We start from the raw sequence: 23,183 nt of genomic DNA on the forward strand, positions 1-23,183 counted from the left end.
TTTAAAGCGCGTTCACGACTATCAGCACCACACAATGCTGTGCCAGAACCAAAATCATGAGCACAATTGCGCACATAAAAGCCCAACGGTATTTTTTTGGTTGTGCTGTGGCACCACGAATGCTCCAAGTTCCCGTAATCCCGGCCAGCATTTCGCAGAATATGACCACGGCAGAAAGTGCGAGATATTTCGCACTGAGAGACGTCTCTACTGCCAATACAGTGCCCACTACCTGAGACACACCAACCATCAGGATAACTCCTACGGCCGCTCGAAAGAGGCTGCGAGCGCGGCTGCTACCCCATCGCACCACCATAGTGCGTTTGCTGGCTTTGCGGTCGCTATCTTCATCGCGCATGTTATTGATGAGCAAGACCACCGCACTAGCCAATCCGCACTGTACAGATGCCATAATGCCCCAGGGGCCCACAAAATCGATGAGCAACGCTTCGACCGCGCACACCACCACAGGGCCGAAGAAAACAAAAGCCAGCACTTCACCCCAGCCGTGCGAGCTTGCACATGCCGAGTACGCCCAAGCCGCCAGCACACACAGCACGCCTACGCCTAAGAGCCAATATTTCCGAGATATCAGCACGGCATCTAAGCCCGCACACACGCCTATAACCGCCGAAACCACCGCCGCTGCGCGCGCTAGAGCAATGCCGCGCGCGGTTTGATTCAATCGTTTCGGCGCTTCGGGAAGTCTCACGCGATCAATACCGCGTACGCCATCGAGATAATCATTGATGAAATTAGCACTTATTTGTAGGCTTAAAGCCACCACACAGCTGAGCACGACTAATGCATAATCGTAAGCTCTGCCCACGTGCCGAGGAGCTGCAGGCTGCGCCACATACCTATCCATGCTGGCGCAGATAGCGGCCACCAACACCGGACATACAGAAAGAGCCCATGTGAGCGGCCGAGATCCTTGGAGAATCTGTTTCACACCCTTCACATGAGCTCCTTTTTCACTTCTAGCTTTCGCGCATCAATCCGAGTTTGTGCCCATAAGAGCGCCTTCAGGTTCGGAAAAGTACCTGCGCGTTTTGATTATCTCGCTATTGAATTATTGAGTTAATTATTGAGCGGCTTCACCAATGGGAAGGTGATGGTTTCACGAACCGTAGCACCGGTCAAAGCGATGAGCAAACGATCAACGCCCATGCCCATACCGCCCGCAGGTGGCATGCCCACGCCCAAAGCCTCAATGAAGTCCTCATCGATATCCATGGCCTCGTCATCACCCGCCATAGCCATCTTTGCCTGCTCCACGAAGCGCTCGCGCTGAACCACAGGATCGTTCAATTCGGAGTATGCCGTACCCAGCTCGAAACCACGCACATACAAATCCCACTTTTCTACCTGACCTGGCTTAGAACGGTGAGACTTGGTCAAAGGTGAGGTTTCTACAGGGAAATCACGCACAAAGGTTGGCTCCCAGAGCTGGTGAGGATCCTCTGTGTAGAAGTGCTCCCACAGATTTTCCACGAGCTTGCCGTGATTTTCTACCTTTTCACGCTCGATGCCCAGCTTGTCAGCGAAGGCTTCCAAAGTTTCTAAGCTGGTTTCAGGCGTGATATGCTCGCCCAGTTTCTCAGACAAGGAATCGTAAATATCCAGCTGACGCCATGTGCCACCCACATCGTACTTGGTGCCGTCCGCCAAGGTAACTTCCGTCGAACCAAAGGTATCGATAGCGGCCTGCTGAACCAAGGATTGCGTCAATTCGGCCATCGTGTCGTAAGTACCGTAAGCTTCGTATGCTTCCAAGGTGGTGAATTCCGGCGCGTGCGTGGCATCTGCGCCTTCATTTCTAAAGGCACGATTAATCTCAAAGACGCGATCAATGCCGCCCACGAGCATGCGCTTCAAGAAGAGTTCTGGCGCGATACGCAAGAAAAGATCCATATCGAACGCGTTGATATGCGTGGTAAATGGTCGAGCAGCAGCACCGCCGCGCAGGGTTTGCAGCATTGGTGTTTCTGCTTCGATATAGCCACGGGCATCGAAGTTGCGGCGCAAAGAAGCTACCACAGACGCGCGATTGCGCACCATGGTACGCATCTTGTCATCCACAATCATGCCCAAATATGGCTTGCGTGTGCGCTGTTCCTCGTTCAAATCCTTATGCAAAGCCGGCAGTGGGCGCAAAGCTTTCGCCGCAATGGCCCATTCGGTGGCGAAAATCGAGAGCTCACCGGTCTTGGATGCAATCACGCGACCTTTGATGAAGAAATGGTCGCCCAAATCTACGAGCTGCTTAAACTCTTTCAAGGATTCTGCGCCAATTTCCTTCTTGGAGAGCATGCCCTGGATGCGTGTGCCATCGCCGGACTCCAGCTGCACGAAGCACAGGCCACCGCCATTACGCAAGAAGATGATACGCCCTGCGAGCGCGACCACATCCTCAGTTTCCTCACCCGGTTCTAGCTTGCCATCGTACTGCGCGCGCACCTGCTGGATGGTGTGCGTAATCGGCAGTTCTACTGGGTACGGATTCACACCATTCTTAAGCATGAGTGCACGCTTGGCCACGCGCATTTGTACCTGCTCGGGATGTGCCTGAGAGCCGAATTCCTTGTTGGACGGGTCAATGGCTTCATCCAGACTGGCATCATTGTTGATTTTTTCGGTGATGGTTTCGTCTTGCTTGAGCAAAAGCTGTGCTCGTTCAACCGTGTTGAGAGAGGTGGCGACTTCAGCGTCTGAAGCTTCGTTGTCCAAAGCTTCCTGTGTGTCTTGTAAATCTGTCATAGCGTCCTGTACTTTAGGCTTCTCGTAATTATTTCAATAGTCTTAGGGTACTAAAAACGTTGTACACGCGAGGCGTACTTATGCTCGCTCACGCACGGTATTTTTGTTTTCTTTGTTGGGAGATTGAAAAAATTACTCCGCTATCTCAGACCTCCTAGTAAGCTGAATATGTGTTGAATTTACAGGTGAATAGAATTGATCAATCACGCTTTGAAGAATTAACTACGGACGTGACTGTGCCTATTGAGCAAACGGTGCAATGGGTGAGCTTTACACAGCAGTCCGATGGCTATGAACATCAAGGCTTTTTCGAAGTGAGTTCTGCCGACAATGCGCAGAATCCTCTGTGCGTCTTTTCCCTCGTTACGGTCAGCACGCGCGGCGGCACGCATGCATGGCTGCGTCATGCGCCTATCTGGTTGGCTGAACCAAGTGTGGATGAGGAGAAATCTTTTCTTGCGGCGCTGAAGTCCTGGCTGAAAAACACTTACTCCGAGGTTATTTGGGCTCATGTGGATGTCACACACGCCGAAAATTACTCTGAGGTGGAAGATGCATACGGTATTGTGCCGTATGACAGCACGGTAGTTATCGACTTAACCAGCGACGCATCCAAAGACGCAGACAAGCGCGCCGAAGAGGTGCTGACACGTTTTAAGAAGCGTGGACGTCGCGATGTGCGGAAGGCTTTGCGCGAATCCGGTCTGGTTTTCAGCGATGACACGGCTCAAGCGAGCCAAGATTTTGGTCCTTACCATGCCATTATGGTGGACACCTCCTCGCGCGATGGCTTTGTGCCGTGGCCGAAGGAATTCTACGAAAGCATGCTCCAGTCTTTGGGTGCAGAGCACGCTCACGTGTATGCCGGTCGCATCGATGGCGAACTCGTCTGCTGGTCTTTGGTCACCGAAAATCAGCATCATGCCACACGGTATTATGCTGCCTCCTCCACCGCCGTTATGCGTAAGCACGCAAATGACGTGATGGTGTTTATGGAGTGCAAGGAGCTACTCCAGCGCGGCATCACTCAGTACGACCTTATGGGCATTGGTAGCGAGGCTTCGCCTACTTTGAAGGGCTTGAACGAGTTTAAGACGAAATTCAGCGAAAATATCGTCACCGTTCCTTTGATGAAGGCCTTGGTAGTGCGCCCAGCAAAGTTTGCCCTGTACAAGACCGTGCGCGGCGTGGTGGATATGATCAGGCATTAATTGCGCGCGATTTTCTCAGTTTTGGCTGTGTCCTTGCAGAGGGCACAGCCTTTTTATTTCCTCGCGTGTCGGTTAATCGGTTAAGTTCTTGTGCTATAACAGAGATACAGCAGAATTTTCATGCAAAGAGGCAGAACTATGACGTTTATCTCCCCCGCTGATGCACGCTTAACATATATGGGTCGCATCGACACCACCAACCCACGCGCACAGGTATGGGTTTTTCCGTACACCCAAGTCCGGTTTCGATGCACCGGTACGTCGCTGAAAATCCGTGTAAAAAATCGGCTTCATTATGGTCAGAGCTATCTGGGTGTCATTATCGATGGCAGAGAATCTAAAGTTGCCTTACCACAGACGGAGTGCATCGAGGACGTACTGCTCGCAGACAATTTGCCCGACATTGAGCATGAAGTGGTGATTTTTAAACGTCAAGATGGCCAGCATTATGTGGAATTTTATGGATTACTCATAGATGACCATGCCGTACTAACCGCAACGCCTCAGGCTCAGTCCCATCGACGCATAGAAATTTTCGGCGATTCCATTTCCTGCGGAGAGCGCAACGAAGCCCTGCTCTATGCCGGACAGGCCGATCCTGATGTAGACCTGAGCTCTTATAGCAATGCGTGGTGGTCCTATGGCGCCATTGCTGCTCGCGCGCTAGGAGCCGCATTGCACGATGTTTCTCAAGGCGGTGCAGCTCTGTATGACTCCATCGGCTGGTTCCACGAGCCGGATTATATCGGTATGGAAAGCATTTGGGATCGTATAGAGTACAACCCGACTCTGGGCAGCACCCGCGCATGGGATTTTCAGCAGTACATCCCACAGGTGGTTGTGGTGGCATTAGGACAAAATGATGCACACCCAGTGGATTTTATGGCACAGAATTGTGAAAGTGCGCAGTCGCAACACTGGCGTGCGAGATATCGGGCATTTCTTCAAGCCCTTCTCGCACAGTATCCCCACACACATATCGTGTGTGCGACGTCGATTATGACGCATGATGAAGCTTGGGATCGCGCTATTGCCACCGTAATTTCTGAACTTCACCATCCGCAGATCTCACAGCTGATGTATACCCGCAATGCCCACGCCACTCCGGGTCATCCGCGCATAGCCGAGCACAAAGAAATGGCTGAGCAATTAGTGGCACACATTGAGTCTCTCAGTCCCCGTATCTGGGATAACTAAGCCGCCCCCGCTACAAAAAAGGAGAAACATGTCTGCACATATCGCCACGGGGCCCGCACCTGGGACATTCAACGACAACGCGGCACAGAAAAGGCACACAGGCGGCGTTCAGAGTCGCAGAAACTCCCGCCTGAGGACTGCGGCTATTTTTAGCGATCATATGGTGCTTCAACGCCGGCAAAGCATACCCGTTTTCGGTACTGCCGCTGCTCACAGTATCATCTACGTATCGCTGATTTCGCCCGCAGCCGAGCTTGAAAAAATCACCTGCACCGCAGATTCTGCGGGAAACTGGCTTGCGCTACTTCCTCCTCACGAAGCCTCCGGACCCTATACGCTAAGCATCCGCAGCGACGGGGAGCTTTACGAATTTAAGGACGTACTCATCGGCGAGGTCTGGATAGCCAGCGGACAAAGCAATATGGAGCTCCCCTTGACAGCGGCAGCGGGCGGAGAGGAGATGCTCCGCAGCTTTTCCGATACAGACGTGCGCTACTATGCTACGCCAAAGCACGGTATCGTAGATGACACATTGCTGGATCTGGAAGGCGCCAGCACTTGGTCAGCCTGCACGGGCGGCCATTTTGGCGATATGTCGGCCGTAGCCTTTTACTATGCCCGACAGTTGCGTGAGCGTATCGGAAATGTGCCGATTGGCATTATTGACTGCTATGTCGGTGGTACATCGATTAGCTGCTGGATGAGCGAAGAAAGTCTACAGCGCCTTGCTAGCGGCCGCGGTTATCTAGACCGGTATCAGACTGCAATCCAAGGTAAATCCGAGGCAACCATGCGCACAGAAACGGCTCAGTGGCAGGAAGAATTTAATGCATGGAATGAGAATATTGCGGCCGCGCAAACACAAAATCCAACAGTCGACTGGTCTGAGCTTATCGCGCGTTTTGGCTACTGCCCTTGGCCGCCACCTGTGACGAGTTTTTCGCAATATCGTCCAACTGGACCCTTCCAAGCCATGGTGTCGAGAATCGCACCTTACGGCGCTCGCGGTGTGCTGTGGTATCAAGGCGAGGAAGACGAGGCATATGCCGCAGATTATGCAGAACTTCTCGAAGCTATGGTGCATGAGTGGCGCAGGCTGTGGCGTGTCGACAATCATCAGCTAGTCTTTTTCATCGCTCAGCTCCCGCAATACATCGATGAGCAGGACTACACGGCAGGTAATGACCGACTATTATGGCCTATTCTGCGCCAAGCACAATGGCAGGTAGCCCAAAAATTACCAGACACCATCGGCGTGTGTTTGTTTGACTGCGGAGAATTTAACAATATCCATCCCACAGATAAGAAAACCGTGGGCGAACGCATGGCAAATCTAGCGATGACTCATATCTATGGTGTTAGTGCGCAGCCGCGCGCATTGCCCGATTTCCCTGAAGTCCAAGAAATCACCGAGATAAGCGCTCAGCACGGTCACGGGGCACTGCGCATTCGCTTGAGTCATAGCACAGGGCTGCATTGGGCGCAGGACGATTTTCGCATACACGCCCGTGCGAACCAAGAAGAAGACATAATAGAAACACAGCAAGGCGTAGCAACGCACAAACCCGACACGACGATTGTGCCTGCAGCCTATACGGGTTTTGAAATTACAGGAGAGGACGGTATTTTCTATCCTGCTCACGCATGGATTACACCGACTGGCGATATATGCGTTGCCTCTGATGACGTGCCCACGCCTCTCCACATAAGATATGGATGGTATTCGTGGGGACCCGCAGCGCTGGTCAATGGCGCAGGATTGCCTGTGGTGCCGTTTATCCTCTAGACAGTAAAGCACACATGCACACAAGTGGGCCTGAAGGGATTCGAACCCTCGACCTTCTGTACCGGAAACAGATGCTCTCATCCGCTGAGCTACAGACCCAACGCACTTAAGTGTAGCAAGCACTATGTGCAAGTGCTACGTCGAAACTCTACAGGAGTTCCGCCAACGCCTCACCTAGGCTAAACTATAACTACATTAAGGAGGTAGCATGTTTGATACACAGATGGATCATTTTGAATACGAACGTCGATTTTACTGTGAAAATATTCCTGCCGATGTTTTAATCAATGAAACACCCACTCTGATTGTTCAAAGCTACTTTGTATACGAGGATAACTACGCTCTGCGCATTCGCCTGCAAGCTAAAAATGTTCAACTGGATATGACGGCAGACACGGACCCTATTGCTGTACTCGCCCGTTATCGCGATAACTTTTCCACCGCGTATTTAACGGCCAAAGGCCCGGCCGTAGGGGGCACCCGTTACGAGCTAGAAAATGATATCGACCCGAATATCGCAGCCGAGCTTGTCTTTCGAGGCGGAAAGGCCATTGTCAAAAACCGCTACAATGTGTGGCTGGGTGAGGATGGATGGAATATTGACTTGTTTGGAGCCGATAATTATCCACTGAAACTTGCTGAGGTCGAGCGTCACAACCCCGTGACGAATCTGGTCATCCCGCATTTTTGTACCACGGAAATCACGGACCAGGCACGTTTTTCCAATGACGGACTGGCAAATAAACCCTTCAGCACGTGGAATGAGGATTATCTGGAGGAACTACACCGCGTAGGACCGCTTTTCTTGGATAGTTTCGGGCCTAATAGGTCCGAGGACGGCGTGTAAGGCCATGAAAACAGATGGGTGGCAACTTTCAGATTTGACTGAAGCTACCACCCACTTACATCAGCGGTTTAATACATAACCGTCATCAATTTTTGACGAGCCTGCTTGAGTCGCGGATCGTCTGGCTGAGGAATAGCAAAGTACTCCAGCAAACGCTCGCGCATCTGATCGAGCGCATCTTTGTGAGCCGGAATGAAATCGATAAGACGGTCAAAAGCATCTGCAATCTGCCCGCCAATCATATCAATATCTGCCACATCCAGTTGCGCTTGCACATCATCCGGATTCTCGGCAGCACGCGCACGCACGGCGCGCACGTCAGAAGCGCCATTGCGAGCAAGCAGCAGGCATTTTGCACGTTCACGGGCAGCCACAGTATCGTGTGGATCGTGCTCCACTAACGCGGCATACGCATCGGCCGCCTGCTGGTATTGACCTGCCTGAGCCAAAGCATAGGCATTTTCATGTCCTGCAGGGATGCGTGGCTCTTCGGTCTGCTCCTCGGCACTCTCCGCTTGAGTATCCTGCTCGCCGATGAAAGGGGCTGTACCGGTGACGCCGGATTGCTGAGCCATAGCTATCACTTGTGGCAGCACGGTTTCTTGCAACTGCTGCAGCTCCGTTTCTGTAGGCATGCCCTGCATCAGCGGTATTGGACGACCACCCACCAGCGCAAACAGTGCTGGAATACCTTGTACGCGCAAGGCCTGTACAATCTGCTGGTTCTTTGCACCATCGATGCGCGCCAGTTGCATCTGACCATCCAACGCCGTAATCATATCCGCTAAGTTCTGCGCAATGCTAAAGAAGCGTTCATCCTCTTCCATCCACACCAGCAAAACCACGGGGAAGGTCGAGGAGGAGTTCACCATTGCTTCGAAATTATTTTCATTAATGTCGATGACGTAACCACCCGCAGCCGGTGCACCACCCTCTTGACCCATTTCAGCTTCCGCCTTGTGCTTCAATGCCTCAAGGTCGATTGCGCCCGCGAGTGAAAAACCTGGACGATATTCTTGTTGTGCCATTATTTCCTACGATTCCAATCCATAAATACGACTGATAAATAAGTCTTTCCTATGCAATTATGCTCAATGCTATGGCTTCTACTCCCTTTTAGCAAAGGAGTGTGTGAGCACCCCTGTACCCACACACTCACCACACATATCAGATTTCGTTTCTCATACGATGCTATTGTGCAACTGCTACTTTGCAACGACCTGGATAGGCTGACGCTCTGCACCCACAGCACGAATTTGCTCACTGGATCCCTGAGCCGGAATGTACAAAGCAACTTCGTTGATATAGGTAACTTCCAAGGTGCTGGTCGCTGTAGCATCACCAAAGAGTGCTACTTCGCTTTCGGAAGCTGGCAAGGACTTGCGATTTCCTCCAGCCGTACGTGTCCACACAGAGGTAATCTGAATGACAGCCAGCGCGCCGCCATCTGCTGTACGCATCACCTTGATATTGTCGGTGTCTGCGGTGTACTTCTGCGTCTGGCTACCCTCGTTTTGGGCAATAGCCGTTTGCACACTATCTGTCAGCGTAATGAGCTGCTGACGGAAGGAATCATCCGCATAGCTACTTGCATACTGACTGTTTGTGCCATTTTCCAATACATCCGCATACTGCTGCGCCGCCTCAGCAGGGGTGACCAGCAAATCTGACGTCGTAGAAGAGCCCTGCTCGCTACCAATGGTAGCCACCGTAAACTTTGGCATTTGCACACCCGAGAACAAGCGCACCAGTCCCCAAATCTTATAATTGCTGACTGCACTCGATTGATCCAGAACGAGCAATCGCTGAGACTGCTGCTGATCGGTTACCGTAGTAATAGCAAAAAGCGTGCGCGGCCACGTTTGCGAGGTGGATACCACGCTTTGGCTCAACGTGTCTGGAATCGTAGCACTGGAATCCAGCTTGTTATTTTTCTGCGCAATAGTCAGCTGGCTCTGACGCACCTGCAGTGCCGGGCCAGACATGCTTGCCTCTAATGCCTGCGTATCGCGATTTTGATCTGCGGTATTAATAGCAGCCAGAATTTTCGTGCGAATGGTCTGCTCCTGCTCCGTAGTGACCACAGGCACTGCAGCAGAGCTTTGGGATGTCTTCGGCGTTGGCATGCATGCGGATAAAGAAATTGCTGCGAGAATGCTGACAGCTGCAGCACCGAGTCGAGTCGCCTTCTGACGTAAGTTCATGTTTTACTCCTCTTCTGATGCCGAACCGGTCGCATTGTCCTTGTCTGCATTGGAAGCAGACTCGTCAGAAGAGTGCTCCTCTTCTGCGCCCGTTGTGTCATCAGAATTATCTGCATTCTTACGATCTTCAATGGCCAAACGTGCGAAGTATTCCAAGTAATCTTCACCCGATAATCCAGAGCCGGTGTTGCTCACATCACCGTCCACAGACTCCTGAGCAGGGCCGGTGTGATTAATCACCGATGGCGACCATGCATGATCGCTGGCTCCTGCACCGGTAGAAGCCACCATATTGACAGAGCTTGGATCCACCACGATTGGCGTGTTCTTCTTCTCGGTATCTTCCTCGGCCTTATCCTGCTCCTGCGTTGCAGGTACGGAGAAGAGGCGGGAGAATATGCCATTCTTGCGCGTGCGATGAGTAATGCCCGAGGTGCTCTTCTTCTGGTATGGCACATAAGGCGTGTCAATGCCTGGAATCAGAGCCTCCTCGCCGTGAGCTTCGATGAGAGCTGCGCGCTCAGCCTCTCTCTTCGCCTTTCGACGCTGTACTCCGAATGGATCTGCGCCAGCCAGCCACGTAAACGATAGTGCCGACAGCACGGCTGCCACTGCTGCGAGAATAAACCATGGGAGCGCAGTATTTGGAAGCGTGGAGCGAGTCCAATTCATACGTACGCTGGAAATGCCACTTGGGCTATACATGATAACCTTTTGGTTTCCTTGTACACTGGTGAGACGCAGGGTTACCGTACGCTCCGCGCAGTTGGACTGCTGCCACAAATCAGAATCCGCCATAGCCACAGAATCCTGCGCAGCTGTGCCGGATTGTGCTACGGAGCTCGTCGACAACTCAGACCAGGAGCTCAGGCCATCAATCGTGGTATATGCCACAGCCTGTGCCGTCATCCATGCATCCACATCCGTGGTGGAACCCACAGCCACGCACACCGTACGCTTTTCCGCATTTTCATCGCCTGCCACAGCAGCATCACGTTCTGCTGCTGTCTCCTTAATGGTGGCTGTCACAGAAACTTCGTTGCTGATTAAATCTGCAACGCCCGCATTGGTCACCACATACGTCGAATCCGTGCTAGTTTGCGCGGTGACGATTTTGGCCGGCTTAAAAATAGTCAGATTCAAAATGGCTAAAACGAGTGCCACAATTGCGAGTACAGCAAAAAGAGGTCCACAGATTAAGCGCATAACCTTGGGACGATTCCATGAAGGCTCATTTTTTGAGCTTTCATCCTGCCCACGCTTATCCGCTTCTGGTGAAGAATCTATAGGCGCATCTATCGGATCAATCTGCGCAGTCTGCTCTACATTATCATTCATAACGCATCTATTTTACATATAAAGCATGGAAAAGCCATCTTGACTTGACCATTCATTACAGTAGTTCTATGCATATTAATTTACGTAACATTGCCCGCACAGCGTTGGCATTACTTTCAAGCGGCGCTCTTCTCATGGGCCTAGCAGCCTGCGGATCGTCTTCTTCGTCGTCTTCAACCGAAACAACATTTACACAAATGACCGGTATCACGGCCACGGGTACGCTCGGAGAGAAACCAACTATTACCTTCCAAACACCGTTTACGGTGCAAAACAACACCTATCAAATGGTGCAAACGGGCGATGGCGCGGATTTGCAGGATGGTCAAAAGCTCTGCATGCAGCAAATCGTACTAGATCCTGCCACGGGAAATGAAAAAAGCTCCACGTGGGAAACGGGCGCGGACTGCACCACCACGCTCTCCGAAAGCGCTATTCAGCCTGCCTTCTACAAGCTTTTCAAGTCCATGCGCGTCAATTCCACCGTGGTCATTGGCATTGCAGATGATGCGTCCAGCTCGAGCTCGAGCACGACTTCCAGCGAAGACTCCTCCACACAAACCACCGCCTATCTTATGGCTCTGACCATCACAGAGGCAAAGACAATTCCTACTAAGGCTACGGGTTCCAAGGTTGAAGACATCGACTCCAGCCTGCCAAAGATTACATTGGCCGAAGATGGTACGCCCAGCATCGATGCAGCCGATTTGAAGGATTACAAGTCCGATGGCACTTTGAAGGTTCAGACCTTGCTCCAAGGCGATGGCGTCACCGTAAGCGAAACCAGCACCGTTACCGTGCAGTACGTGGGCTGGGTATTGGGCGGCGATGCATCTCAACCATTCGATAGCTCGTGGAGCCGTGGATCTTCCGCTACCTTCAGTCTCCAGTCCGTGGTCAAGGGCTGGACACAAGGTCTTGCAGGTCAGAAGGTCGGCTCTCAGGTCCTGCTCATTATTCCACCAGATTTGGGCTATGGCAGTACGGCACAAAATAATATCCCTGCAAATTCCACTCTGGTCTTTGTGGTCGATATTTTGGATGCCCAGTAAGCATCGCAGCACCGTTTCATAAGTATATCCCCGAGAGTCCTACGCTCCCGGGGATATACTTATCCGCATAAAAAATGAGGCTTGGGGAAAACCCAAACCTCACCATGCCCTACGTATAGAACGGTAAATACTTAGGCGTTAATGCTCTGAGCAACCTTCTTGAGCAAATCTGGACGGTAACCGCTCCAAGTTTCTTCGCCGGCTACCACAATAGGTGCCTGCATGAAGCCTGCAGCCTTGAACTTCTCCAAAGCTACGTGATCCTGCTCAAGGTTGATCTCGTTGTACTCCACACCAAGCTTTGCGAGCTGACGCTTTGTAGCATTGCACTGTACGCAGTGGCTCTTGGAATAAACAGTAACCATGTCAACCTTCTTAAATCTACAATTGTGATGCCTGTGCATCATTCACGAACTAATGCTCAATACTACATCTGCCCTCGCAATAGAGCAAACCACTAGACACGCCATAATTTATAGGGCAACACCCCTAGATATGGGGTTTATGTGGCGTAGTTCACATTCAGGAATTTGCTCTGTTTTCTTCTAAAAGAGCACGATTTCGTCAGATTCTGTCCCTTTCATATCCTCATAATCGAGGATTAAACATTCAAAACCCCGGTCCAACGCCAGCGTACGTGCTTGTGGCGCAATGGTCTGCGCTGCAAAAATTCCACGCACAGGCGCAAGCAAGGGATCGCGATTGAGCAACTCACAATAACGCGTCAGCTGCTCGACTCCATCGATACCACCATGACGTTTAATTTCGATGGCTACATGTGTGCCTTCGCCATCGATAGCCATAATATCCACCGGACCGATAGCCGTAGGATATTCACGGCGCACAAGACGCATATCTTTCCCGGCGCGCTCAATTTGCTGAGCTAAGTACTTTTGCAAATGCGCTTCTACGCCGTCTTTGTCCAAGCCCGGATCTTCACCCAAATCATAGCTGGAATCGCTATCCACCTGCCATAGCGCGATAGTGAGGATGTCGCTGCTCTTATCCGCACTGACCTGAATATAGCGCGGCACATCGCTAAAGCCCATCGATTCCTCGACCTGTGCATAGCGTGGGCTCTCGGGTGTAATTTCGCGCAGAGTGCAGGGTGCAGCCATCCAATTGAGCGGTTTATACGAACCCAATTCGGAAAAAATCAAGCAGGCTTGATCTGCTTTTATCAAAATAACGCGCTTAGCGCGAGGAAGAGAAGCATTTAATCTGCCAGAATACTGCGCAGAGCAGTCAGCCACAATAATTCTCATGCGCTCTAGCCTAGGGGCAGGCACAAACAAAAAAGTTCACACGATACGATGTGTATACAGTCATCGTATCGTGTGAACTTTCGCCAAGGAGACTTTTACTTTAACCTTGAGAACAGCTTCAGCATCCGTTCAGGCTTTAGTCTTCCTTCTTATAATCCACGCCGGGGACGCCATCGACACCCACAGTCAGAGTATTGTTATCGAAAGACACAAAGCCACCATTGACGATAAACGTATCGATATCGCCGTTTTCACGCTTTACTTTAATCTTTCCCTGTCCTAGCAAGGCCAAAATTGGCTCGTGCTCCGGCAGAATACCCATATGACCCTGAGTGGTCGGCACAACTGCAGACACAGCCTTGCAGGTGCTGAGCGGACGATCCTCAGCGATGATATTGACATCCATTATTGGAGCTGCGGTTGTGCCAGCCATTATGCGAGGTCCTTCTGCATATCATGCCACTTACGTTCGAGGTCTTCAATACCGCCGATGCCGCTGAAGGCCTGCTCTGGAACGCTATCGTACTTACCATCGCAAATACGCTTGAAGGCTTCAACTGTTTCATCTGCAGATACATACGAGCCTGGACGACCCGTGAACTTTTCAGCCACGTAGAAGTTCTGACCCAAGAACTGCTCAATGCGACGTGCACGAGCAACGGTGGTCTTATCTTCTTCAGACAATTCATCGATACCAATCAGCGCGATGATATCCTGCAGCTCCTTATTACGCTGCAGAATTGCCTTCACGCGGTTTGCCGTATCATAATGCTCCTGACCCACGTAGCGTGGATCCAAAATACGCGAAGTAGAGCTCAAAGGATCCACAGCTGGGTAAATACCCTTTGCTGCGATATCACGAGCCAGCTCCGTGGTTGCATCCAAGTGTGCGAAGGTGGTTGCTGGAGCAGGATCCGTGTAATCATCCGCAGGCACGTAAATAGCCTGCAAGGATGTAATGGAGTGACCGCGCGTAGAGGTAATACGCTCCTGCAATGCGCCCATTTCATCCGCCAAGTTTGGCTGGTAACCCACTGCAGATGGCATACGACCAAGCAGAGTGGATACCTCAGAACCTGCCTGAGTAAAGCGGAAGATGTTGTCAATGAAGAGTAACACATCCTGATTTTGCACGTCGCGGAAGTACTCAGCCATGGTCAATGCAGTCAAAGGCACACGCAAACGCGTACCTGGCTGCTCATCCATCTGTCCGAAGACCAGAGCGGTCTTTTCGAGCACGCCGGCCTCTTCCATTTCGCCGATCAGATCGTTACCTTCACGCGTACGCTCACCCACACCAGCGAAGACAGATACACCGCCGTGATTCTGAGCTACACGCTGAATCATTTCCTGGATAAGAACTGTCTTACCCACGCCTGCACCACCGAACAGACCGATCTTTCCACCCTGTACATACGGGGTTAGCAAATCGATGACCTTAATACCGGTTTCAAACATCTCGGTCTTCGACTCGAGCTGATCGAAAGCAGGAGCGCTACGGTGAATGGACCAGCGTTCCTTGACTTCGATGTTTTCGCCTTCCTTGGCATTCAAAATATTGCCGGATACGTCGAAAACATGGCCCTTGGTCACGTCACCCACAGGTACCTCAATTGGACCACCTGTGTCGGTAACAATGGATCCACGAACCAAACCATCCGTTGGCTTCAAAGCCACAGCACGTACAATGGAATCTCCCAAGTGCTGTTCTACTTCAAGAGTAATTGTCGCGCTTGTCGAACCTTCTTCGCCATGCACACCCTCAATTGTGGTGGTCAAAGCGTTATAAATATCTGGCAAGCGTCCAAATGGGAACTCAATATCAATAACTGAGCCCTGGACTCGAATAATGCGGCCTTGGGCAGGTGCGTTTGTTTCTTCTCCCATATGGGCGGCCTCCTATTCTTCCTCGTTGTTCAGTGCATCCGCACTGCCGATAATCTCGGTAAGTTCTTGGGTAATCGAAGCTTGACGAGAAGCATTGAGCTTACGGGTCAATTCATCGATAAGGCTACGTGCGTTATCCGTTGCTGTGTGCATAGCATTTTGACGGCTGGCAGTTTCCGATGCTGCGGCCGTCAGCAAGCACTCGTGGATGCGAGATTGCACATACTTTGGCAGGAGGTGATCCAGCACCTCTTCTGCATTTGGCTCGAAGCTGTAAAGCGGATACGACTTCTGGCTGAATGTGGTGACGGAAGCCGAAGACTTCCTATTTTTATCCACCACACCTTCATAAGAATCATCGACGAGTTCAACTTCCACTGGGAGCATACGGATAATACGTACCTTTTGCACCACCATATTGATGAACTCCGTAAAGACAATGTAAAACTCGCCTACTCCGCCTTCATGTGCCGGCTTCATATACGCATCGTACAAAGTCTTGCTTATGCGTTCTGCAATATCAACGCCTGGAGCGTCTGTGTGGCCTTCCCAGGTTGCTGCCACATCGCGGCCGCGATACTTGTAGTATGAGACGCCGCGGCGACCATAAACGAAAAGCTCAGGCTGCTTGCCATCCGCATCCAGACGGTTCAACAAAGCCTCGGTTTCGCGGATGATGGATGAGGTATAAGCGCCTGCCATACCGCGATCAGAGGTTAATGCCAAAACGGCTACGCGATTATTCTTTTCGTTCTTGCCCAAAATGGGGTGGTCCAGCATAGTGTGGGAGGCCATCGACTTCACAGCATGGAAAATCGCATCCGAATAAGGCTTCGCAGCCAAAGCCACATCACGGGCTTTGGCGATACGCGAAGACGCAATCATCTCCTGAGCATTGAAAATCTTTTCCAATGACTCAGTAGATGCGATGCGTGATTTAAATGCAAGCTGAGAAGCCATTATTTATCTGATTCCTTTGCCTTACGAGCGATGAGCTTTTCCTGCTCAACTTCTGCTGGAACGAATCCTGGGGCAGTTGTGTGATCAATCAATGGCGTGCCATCGACCTTCACATAGTTTTCGCGGAAATCATCCACAGCCTTTTCCAGCTTCTTTTCGGTGTCCGCGGTAAACTCGCCCGTTTCACGGATAACGTCGAGGATATCTGTGTTGTGAGCGATGTAGTCCAACAAGCCACGTTCGAAAGGAAGAACATCCGCAATTTCGAGGTCATCCAGCTTGCCATGTGTGCCCGTCCATACGGATACAACTTCCTGCTCGGAGGAGTATGGCGAGTACTGTGGCTGCTTGAGCAGCTCGGTTAAGCGAGCACCGCGCGTCAGCTGAGCCTTAGATGCAGCATCCAAATCAGAGGCAAACATAGCAAAGGATTCCAAAGAACGGTACTGAGCCAAAGAAATCTTCAAAGTACCAGAAACCTTCTTCAAAGCCTTTGTTTGAGCCGCACCACCTACACGAGACACAGAAATACCTACATCTACTGCAGGGCGCTGGTTGGCATTAAACAAATCCGACTGCAAGAAAATCTGACCATCGGTAATGGAAATCACGTTGGTTGGAATGTATGCAGAAACGTCGTTTGCCTTGGTCTCGATGATTGGCAGACCGGTCATGGAGCCACCACCTAAATCATCGGATACCTTCGCACAACGCTCAAGCAAACGTGAGTGCAAGTAGAACACATCACCAGGATAAGCTTCACGCCCTGGTGGACGACGCAGAAGCAAGGAAATGGAGCGGTATGCTTCAGCTTGCTTGCTCAAATCATCAAAAACAATCAACACATGCTTGCCGTTGTACATCCAGTGCTGGCCGATAGCAGAACCGGTGTATGGTGCAATGTACTTGAAACCTGCAGAATCAGAAGCTGGGGAAGCCACGATAGTGGTGTACTCCATAGCGCCTGCATCTTCCAAAGCACCACGCACAGAAGCGATTGTTGAACCCTTCTGACCGATAGCTACGTAAATGCAACGCACCTGCTTCTTAGGATCGCCAGATTCCCAGTTTGCCTTCTGATTGATAATCGTATCGATAGCAATAGCTGTTTTACCTGTTTGACGATCACCAATAATCAGCTGACGCTGACCGCGACCGATTGGGGTCATAGCATCGATTGCTTTAATACCTGTTTCCAATGGCTCATCCACAGGATGACGATGCATAACATCTGGAGCCTGAGCTTCCAAAATGCGTCGTCCTTCGCTTGGAATCTCGCCCAAGCCATCGATTGGGCGTCCCAAAGGATCGACTACGCGGCCCAGATATCCATCGCCTACGGGCACGGATAAAACTTCGCCAGTTCTACGAACTTCCTGGCCTTCTTCGATTCCTTCGAAGTCACCCAGAACAACCACACCGATTTCTCGAGGGTCCAAGTTGAAAGCCAAACCCAGGGTGCCATCCGCAAATGTCAACAATTCATTTGCCATGCAGCCCGGCAGTCCCTCAACGTGGGCGATACCATCGCCTGCCGTCTTGACATAACCAACTTCTTGGGTTGGCGTGCTGGACGGAGTGTAGGATTCGACGAATTCGTCTAAAGCCTGACGAATTGCGGCGGGATCAATGGTCAAATCTGCCATTTTCACTCCTTTTGTACTTCTTCTTAGCGCTTACCCGGGGTTTAGCCCAAGGTACGCTGCAAAGTCTTTAATTGTGCTACCACTGTAGTGTCCCAAACATGTGGACCATGCTGGATACGCATACCACCGATAACCTTAGGATCAACAATTGAGTTGATATACACGGAAGTATTGAGCTTCTTCATATAAGCGCTTTGGATGCGTTCTCTTTGCTCGTCATTCAAGGGTACCGCCGTAGTCACGGTAACCACCCGATCGCCTTCGTGATCAGAAATACGCTCCGTAAGCCAATTCAACGCTGACAAGAAACGGCGACGACGTGGCTGATGTGCTACGTGGTCGATGAGGAACTTTGTCAGTGGATGGAGCTCATTCGTACGGACCACGACGTTCAGCAGGTTTGCGCGTGCATTCCATGAGGCGCGCGGATCGGACAAACCCGACAAAACCAGTGGAAGATTCAGCAAAGCCGAATGAACGCGGGATAGCTCAGCGGATACCTGGGAGGTAACGCCCTGAGCATCTGCTGCGTAAATCACAGCATCCACAGCGATATCTTCTAAAGAATTGACGATATGGCGCATCTTGCTCCAACGCTTCTGAACTAAGGAGCATAAAATATCCTCAGACAGGGTATCGATTTTACCGTCAAAAAGGCGGTGGACGAGCGCCACTCTATCCTCAGCTGCGCGACCCGGGTCGGTTAGTAACCGCTGGAGACGGGCTTCAGAGTCGAGAACTGCAGTGATATCAAGAAGTTGACGTGCAATTTCTAAAGCATGTTCACTTTGCTCTTTCAGCGATTTCGCAAATTCTTCTCGCGTACGCTTTTCAGATGCTAATGATGCTTCACCCTGCATTGGTCACCTCCTTAATGCTCAAACTCGTTGATAGCTTCGTCAATCATGGAAGACTGAACGTCACTGTTCTGTAATTCGCTGCCCAAAATCTTGCCAGCGAGAGCAGTTGCGATAGCTCCAACTTCGCCTTTCAAACTTACCAATGCTTGAGAGCGCTGAGCCTCTATGGACTTTTGAGCAGTGGCGGTCACCTGAGCGGCTTCCGCTTCTGCACGCTTCTTAGCGTCAGCAATAATCTTGTTTGCATCAGAGCGGGCATCATCACGAATTTTAGAAGCTTGAGTTCTAGCACTTCTCAATTGATCTTCGTACTCTTTCTTCGTCTCTTCCGCCTCAGCTTGAGCCTGTGCAGCTCGTTCAAAGCCACCTTGAATCTTCTCGGCACGCTCATCAAAAATCTTGTTGAACTTCGGTATGAAGAAGAATGCGAAGAAAGCTGCGAGGATGACGAGGATAACGGTAGACCACACAAGGTCGTAAGCCTCAGGTAAGAACAAAGCAATACCGCTTGCGTCTTCAGCTAAAAGCACGTTTTCCTCCTTTCCTTACAAATCTATTTTCAGTGTGAATACTTCGTTTATCTGCACCGCAATTACTGTGCCATCATGAATGCAACGAAACCGAGAAGCGCAAGCACCTCGATAATTGCAAGGCCGATGTACATGATGACGTTGAGCTTTCCGGAAGCTTCTGGCTGGCGGGCAGTGGATTCCAAAGCCTTACCAAACATAATGCCCAGACCAATTGCAGGGCCGAGAGCAGCCAAGCCATAGCCAAGAACAGAAATATTGCCGGCAATCTCTGCGAGAGTTACGAGATCCATGATTGTCCTTTCGTTTGTTTTTTTGTGTTTCGTTGATGCCAATCAAACACAAAGTATTAATTTTCTTCCCCGATGCTTTGGTTGATGTACACGCAGGAAAGAATGCAGAAGATAAACGCCTGCAAAGCAGCGACGAATATCTCAAATCCTGTAAGAGCAAAGCCACCCAAGAACCAAATAACGCCTACACCTTTGGATACTGCAGCTTGTGCCTCGATAATGTAGTAATTAGACATAGCAAGCGTAATTGCGACCAGAAGATGTCCGGACAGCATATTCGCAAAAAGTCGTAAAGTCAGCGAAAATGGTCGAATAATGATAATTTCGAGCAGCTGAATTGGAGTAAGCAAAATATAAACAGGCCATGGGACGCCCGCGGGGAAAAGCTCTTCTTTCAAAAAACCGCCCAAACCATGTGCGCCAATGCCTGCAGCCCAATACTGTATCAACGTCCATACTGCGAAGATCAGAGGCATTGCAATCGTTGCCGTTGCAGCAATATTTGCACCTGGGATCACACCGCACAGATTGAAGACCAGCAACGTCATAAACATGGTGGTAATCATAGGAAGATACTTCTTACCGCGAAGTTCTCCTAAAATCTGATATACGATATTATCGCGCACAAATTCCATAATGAATTCCACGAAGCCCTGCCAGCGTCCAGGCACAACCTTTGCTCGAGCAGCAGTAAGTCCTAGCACGACAAGAATGAGAGCCGTCGCCACTAAACGCACAAAAATAATGCGATTAATGGCAAAAGGGGTGCCTTGCAAAAGGATAATTGGAGGCAAAAAGTCGTTCAGAGATGGAAGCTCTGGGCCTTGTGCCACCAGAACTGTTGTGGATAACGCTGTCGCGCTCATCAATCCATTCATCATTCACTCCCTTTGTGCATAGTCCTATGCAAACTCAAATTAGCATACTCCTGTTTGAGACAAATTTCTGCCCGCACGAACAATTTGTGAACATTACTTCTCTACTCTCACACCATATGTGGTTCCTGCAAAAGGAGCAAATTTGTCTGCTCTCGGTTCGTCCGGTTCATGCTTGATATTGCGGTCCGTGCCCAGCTTTCCTTCCGCTTTGAGTCCCGGGATTTCAGCCACATCATACGGCGTCGTTTGATACACCCAATTGAGCCAGTTGCGCCACAATAGATTCGCATGTGCGCGCCACGAAAAAAGCGGATCGAGCTGAGGATTATCATGCGGATAGTAATTGGTTGGGAAAGGCACATTTGTGAGGCCTTTCTTCACATCGCGTTCATACTCGCTGGCCAAAGTATCGCGCACATACTCCCAATGCCCCAAAATAAAGACTTCAGAAAAATCTCGCGTCGCGATAAGTCCCGAGCCCGCTGTCTCACCATATGTCAGCACTTGAAGTTCCGGCCGAGCTGCAATCTGCTCCTCATCCATGCTCGCCACCCTCGAATGTGGCTGTAGGCAGATTTCGTCGAAACCATTGGTCAGGAAATTGTACTCGTCCTGAAGCCACTGTTCGAAAACGCCAAAAATCTTGTGCTCTTCGATGTGCTTATCGATGCCGTAGCGATAATGTAAACCCGCCATTGCGCCCCAGCACAGATACACGGTGGAAAATACATGCGTTTGAGCCCAGTCTATGATGCGTTTCAGCTCTTCCCAGTAGTCCACCTCTTCAAAGGCGAGATGCTCCACAGGCGCACCGGTTATCACAAAGCCATCGTAATAATTATCTTTTAGCGCATCGAAGGTCTCATAAAACTTAATGAGATGATCTTCGCTGGTATGAGTAGCCGCATGCGTGCTGACCCGCATAAAGTCGATATCCAACTGCAGAGGAGATTTTGACATCAAGCGCAGGAGTTGCGTTTCCGTTTCGATCTTCTTCGGCATTAAATTAAGCAGGCAAATGCGCAGTGGGCGCACATCCTGCTCTTGTGCATCACGGGCGCTGATGGCGAAAATGCGCTCGGAGTCGAGGATACTTTTAGCGGGTAATCCTTCCGGAAATTTAATCGGCATACCACCATTATGCAAGGTGTGAGGTACTTTGCTACCTTGGAGGCGTTTATTTCCCGCTTTTGTCCGCGGTGTGGGCACTTCTTCCACTGGCACACCTTTGCGTACGCATCATGATACGAGCTTTCCACACTGTGGTCCTATTGCCTACTGTGAGGTAGTTTCACCTACATTATCCATGTGGAAAACTCTCAAACTCGATTGCAAAAAATTAGTGGTGCAGCGGTCGCCGCATTTCCTTTGACCATCCCCATTGGCTTTGCTTGGCTCTTTTTAGGCATGTCCTATGGGCTTTTTATGTCGTCGAATGGTTTCAACGTCTGGTACACGGCCCTGATGGCCAGTACCATTTATGCAGGTTCTTTGGAATTTGTGATTGCGGCTATGCTTTTGGGAAGTTTCCAGCCCTTGCTTGCCTTTGTCATGGCATTGATGGTTAATGCGCGACATCTTTTTTACGGTCTTGCCATGCTGAAAAAATATCATGGCACGGGAAAGAAGAAATGGTACCTCATTTTTGGCTTAACCGATGAAACCTTTGCTTTGGCCTCGTCTGCATCAGTGCCGCAGGGCGTGGATAGAAGCTGGTTCTATTTCTTTATTACGTTTTTTAATCAGTGCTACTGGGTCTTGGCTTCAGTTTTAGGCTCTTTGCTCGGTTCTTCGCTGGATTTCAACACAAAAGGGATCAACTTCGTTCTCACAGCCATGTTTGCCACGATTTTCTTGGAAGAATGGCTTAACTCCAAGCGACATGCGAGCGCGGCGGTGGGCATTCTTCTTTCCGTGGCCTGTTTGTTGATTTTTGGCTCAACCGCCTTCCTCATACCCACAATGGCGTCCATGCTGGCGATTTTTGGTGCGTGGTATCTGCGCAGAGCACAGTCACGTCGTGGCTCAGCGCTGAACAATTTGGATGATGACATTGACGATAATCAAGATTATCGCGGGAGGAGCAAATGATAACGATGAGCGTGGAACAAAGCCTGATAATGATTGGCCTTGCAGCTTTAGGCACCATGGTGACGCGGTTTTTGCCTTTTATCGCTTTCCCGGAAAACAAACCCATTCCGGCGTTTATCTCGTTTTTAGGCGAGGTGCTGCCTCTGGCGGTTATGGGCATGCTTGTAGTGTATGCCTTGCGCGATACGCAGATTCTTTCTGGTAGCCATGGTATCCCCGAGCTAATCGCTTTAACGGTTTTGGCTGCGGTTCATGTGAAATGGCGTAATATGCTCGTCAGTATTGCCGCTGGTACGGTGGTATATATGCTGTTAGTGCAATTTATTTTCGTTTAATGGCGCAATTGTGCTCATTGCTGAGCGCTCAGCGTAGGAAAAT

Annotated in this window: 23 protein-coding genes and 1 tRNA gene; 7 read left to right on the forward strand and 17 right to left on the reverse strand. The window is 50.5% G+C overall.

From position 1 onward, the window contains the following. Position 1: 1 nt before the first annotated feature. The gene (menA, locus tag D570_RS0104700) at positions 2-961 is read right to left on the reverse strand and encodes a 1,4-dihydroxy-2-naphthoate octaprenyltransferase (protein WP_018143245.1); all 960 of its coding nucleotides are present in this window, start codon (positions 959-961) and stop codon (positions 2-4) included. A gap of 119 nt (positions 962-1,080) precedes the next feature. Beyond that, entirely contained in the window at positions 1,081-2,760 is a 1,680-nt protein-coding gene (lysS, locus tag D570_RS0104705) for a lysine--tRNA ligase (RefSeq protein ID WP_018143246.1), read from the reverse strand. Between the two features lie 185 nt (positions 2,761-2,945). Between lysS and D570_RS08525 the strand changes: the two genes are divergently transcribed. The 3 genes from D570_RS08525 to D570_RS0104720 all read left to right on the forward strand — a co-directional run bounded on the left by D570_RS08525 (position 2,946) and on the right by D570_RS0104720 (position 6,954). Beyond that, positions 2,946-3,971, forward strand: coding sequence for a lipid II:glycine glycyltransferase FemX (locus D570_RS08525; protein WP_169331225.1), 1,026 nt, complete (start codon positions 2,946-2,948; stop codon positions 3,969-3,971). A 138-nt stretch (positions 3,972-4,109) separates the two neighbouring features. Further along, positions 4,110-5,168 carry a GDSL-type esterase/lipase family protein gene (locus tag D570_RS0104715; protein ID WP_018143248.1) on the forward strand — a complete coding sequence of 353 codons (1,059 nt, stop codon included), beginning with the start codon at positions 4,110-4,112 and terminating at the stop codon, positions 5,166-5,168. 28 nt (positions 5,169-5,196) lie between these two features. Further along, a complete protein-coding gene (locus tag D570_RS0104720; protein WP_018143249.1) occupies positions 5,197-6,954 on the forward strand; it encodes a sialate O-acetylesterase in 1,758 nt (585 codons plus the stop codon). Positions 6,955-6,979: 25 nt separating this feature from the next. Here the strand turns inward: D570_RS0104720 and D570_RS0104725 are convergent. After that, positions 6,980-7,053: transfer RNA gene (locus tag D570_RS0104725), tRNA-Arg, on the reverse strand. A gap of 109 nt (positions 7,054-7,162) precedes the next feature. Here D570_RS0104725 and D570_RS0104730 point away from each other — a divergent pair. Continuing rightward, positions 7,163-7,801 carry a CYTH domain-containing protein gene (locus tag D570_RS0104730; RefSeq protein WP_018143250.1) on the forward strand — a complete coding sequence of 213 codons (639 nt, stop codon included), beginning with the start codon at positions 7,163-7,165 and terminating at the stop codon, positions 7,799-7,801. A 68-nt stretch (positions 7,802-7,869) separates the two neighbouring features. Here the strand turns inward: D570_RS0104730 and D570_RS0104735 are convergent, their stop codons facing one another. The 3 genes from D570_RS0104735 to D570_RS0104745 all read right to left on the reverse strand — a co-directional run bounded on the left by D570_RS0104735 (position 7,870) and on the right by D570_RS0104745 (position 11,343). Next, positions 7,870-8,829 (reverse strand): tetratricopeptide repeat protein, encoded by a 960-nt coding sequence (locus D570_RS0104735; protein ID WP_018143251.1) that lies wholly within the window; start codon positions 8,827-8,829, stop codon positions 7,870-7,872. Positions 8,830-9,006: 177 nt separating this feature from the next. Then, positions 9,007-10,005, reverse strand: coding sequence for a hypothetical protein (locus D570_RS0104740; RefSeq protein ID WP_018143252.1), 999 nt, complete (start codon positions 10,003-10,005; stop codon positions 9,007-9,009). A 3-nt stretch (positions 10,006-10,008) separates the two neighbouring features. Further along, positions 10,009-11,343 (reverse strand): hypothetical protein, encoded by a 1,335-nt coding sequence (locus D570_RS0104745; RefSeq protein WP_018143253.1) that lies wholly within the window; start codon positions 11,341-11,343, stop codon positions 10,009-10,011. Between the two features lie 68 nt (positions 11,344-11,411). Between D570_RS0104745 and D570_RS0104750 the strand changes: the two genes are divergently transcribed. Beyond that, positions 11,412-12,395 carry an FKBP-type peptidyl-prolyl cis-trans isomerase gene (locus tag D570_RS0104750; RefSeq protein ID WP_018143254.1) on the forward strand — a complete coding sequence of 328 codons (984 nt, stop codon included), beginning with the start codon at positions 11,412-11,414 and terminating at the stop codon, positions 12,393-12,395. 131 nt (positions 12,396-12,526) lie between these two features. Here D570_RS0104750 and nrdH read toward each other — a convergent pair whose 3' ends face one another. The 11 genes from nrdH to D570_RS0104805 form a co-directional block, all read right to left on the reverse strand. Beyond that, positions 12,527-12,760: a glutaredoxin-like protein NrdH gene (gene nrdH / locus D570_RS0104755; RefSeq protein WP_018143255.1), complete on the reverse strand. Its 234-nt coding sequence runs from the start codon at positions 12,758-12,760 to the stop codon at positions 12,527-12,529. 180 nt (positions 12,761-12,940) lie between these two features. Beyond that, positions 12,941-13,660, reverse strand: a complete 720-nt coding sequence (gene nucS, locus D570_RS0104760) for an endonuclease NucS (protein WP_026181887.1) — start codon at positions 13,658-13,660, stop codon at positions 12,941-12,943. 136 nt (positions 13,661-13,796) lie between these two features. Further along, the gene (locus D570_RS0104765) at positions 13,797-14,093 is read right to left on the reverse strand and encodes a F0F1 ATP synthase subunit epsilon (RefSeq protein ID WP_018143257.1); all 297 of its coding nucleotides are present in this window, start codon (positions 14,091-14,093) and stop codon (positions 13,797-13,799) included. Then, positions 14,093-15,547, reverse strand: coding sequence for a F0F1 ATP synthase subunit beta (gene atpD, locus D570_RS0104770; protein ID WP_018143258.1), 1,455 nt, complete (start codon positions 15,545-15,547; stop codon positions 14,093-14,095). Before atpD ends, D570_RS0104765 begins: the two co-directional genes overlap by 1 nt. Positions 15,548-15,559: 12 nt before the next feature. Beyond that, positions 15,560-16,507, reverse strand: coding sequence for a F0F1 ATP synthase subunit gamma (locus D570_RS0104775; RefSeq protein ID WP_018143259.1), 948 nt, complete (start codon positions 16,505-16,507; stop codon positions 15,560-15,562). Then, entirely contained in the window at positions 16,507-18,153 is a 1,647-nt protein-coding gene (gene atpA, locus D570_RS0104780; RefSeq protein WP_018143260.1) for a F0F1 ATP synthase subunit alpha, read from the reverse strand. The genes D570_RS0104775 and atpA overlap by 1 nt, the downstream gene beginning before the upstream one ends. A 41-nt stretch (positions 18,154-18,194) precedes the next feature. Then, positions 18,195-19,013 carry a F0F1 ATP synthase subunit delta gene (locus tag D570_RS0104785; protein ID WP_018143261.1) on the reverse strand — a complete coding sequence of 273 codons (819 nt, stop codon included), beginning with the start codon at positions 19,011-19,013 and terminating at the stop codon, positions 18,195-18,197. An 11-nt stretch (positions 19,014-19,024) separates the two neighbouring features. Further along, complete coding sequence (locus D570_RS0104790; protein WP_018143262.1) at positions 19,025-19,543, reverse strand: F0F1 ATP synthase subunit B; 519 nt, start codon at positions 19,541-19,543, stop codon at positions 19,025-19,027. A gap of 62 nt (positions 19,544-19,605) precedes the next feature. Continuing rightward, positions 19,606-19,836, reverse strand: coding sequence for an ATP synthase F0 subunit C (gene atpE, locus D570_RS0104795; protein ID WP_018143263.1), 231 nt, complete (start codon positions 19,834-19,836; stop codon positions 19,606-19,608). 56 nt (positions 19,837-19,892) lie between these two features. Next, the gene (atpB, locus tag D570_RS0104800) at positions 19,893-20,714 is read right to left on the reverse strand and encodes a F0F1 ATP synthase subunit A (RefSeq protein ID WP_026181888.1); all 822 of its coding nucleotides are present in this window, start codon (positions 20,712-20,714) and stop codon (positions 19,893-19,895) included. Positions 20,715-20,807: 93 nt separating this feature from the next. Beyond that, positions 20,808-21,845 (reverse strand): homoserine O-succinyltransferase, encoded by a 1,038-nt coding sequence (locus D570_RS0104805; protein ID WP_026181889.1) that lies wholly within the window; start codon positions 21,843-21,845, stop codon positions 20,808-20,810. Between the two features lie 177 nt (positions 21,846-22,022). Here D570_RS0104805 and D570_RS09465 point away from each other — a divergent pair, with 177 nt between their 5' ends. Then, positions 22,023-22,805, forward strand: a complete 783-nt coding sequence (locus tag D570_RS09465) for an AzlC family ABC transporter permease (RefSeq protein WP_018143266.1) — start codon at positions 22,023-22,025, stop codon at positions 22,803-22,805. Beyond that, on the forward strand, positions 22,802-23,140 hold the full coding sequence (locus D570_RS09470; RefSeq protein WP_018143267.1) for a branched-chain amino acid transporter permease: 339 nt from the start codon (positions 22,802-22,804) through the stop codon (positions 23,138-23,140). Before D570_RS09465 ends, D570_RS09470 begins: the two co-directional genes overlap by 4 nt. Positions 23,141-23,183: the final 43 nt, after the last annotated feature.

This window comes from Alloscardovia criceti DSM 17774 (assembly GCF_000376885.1).
GTDB lineage: Bacteria > Actinomycetota > Actinomycetes > Actinomycetales > Bifidobacteriaceae > Alloscardovia > Alloscardovia criceti.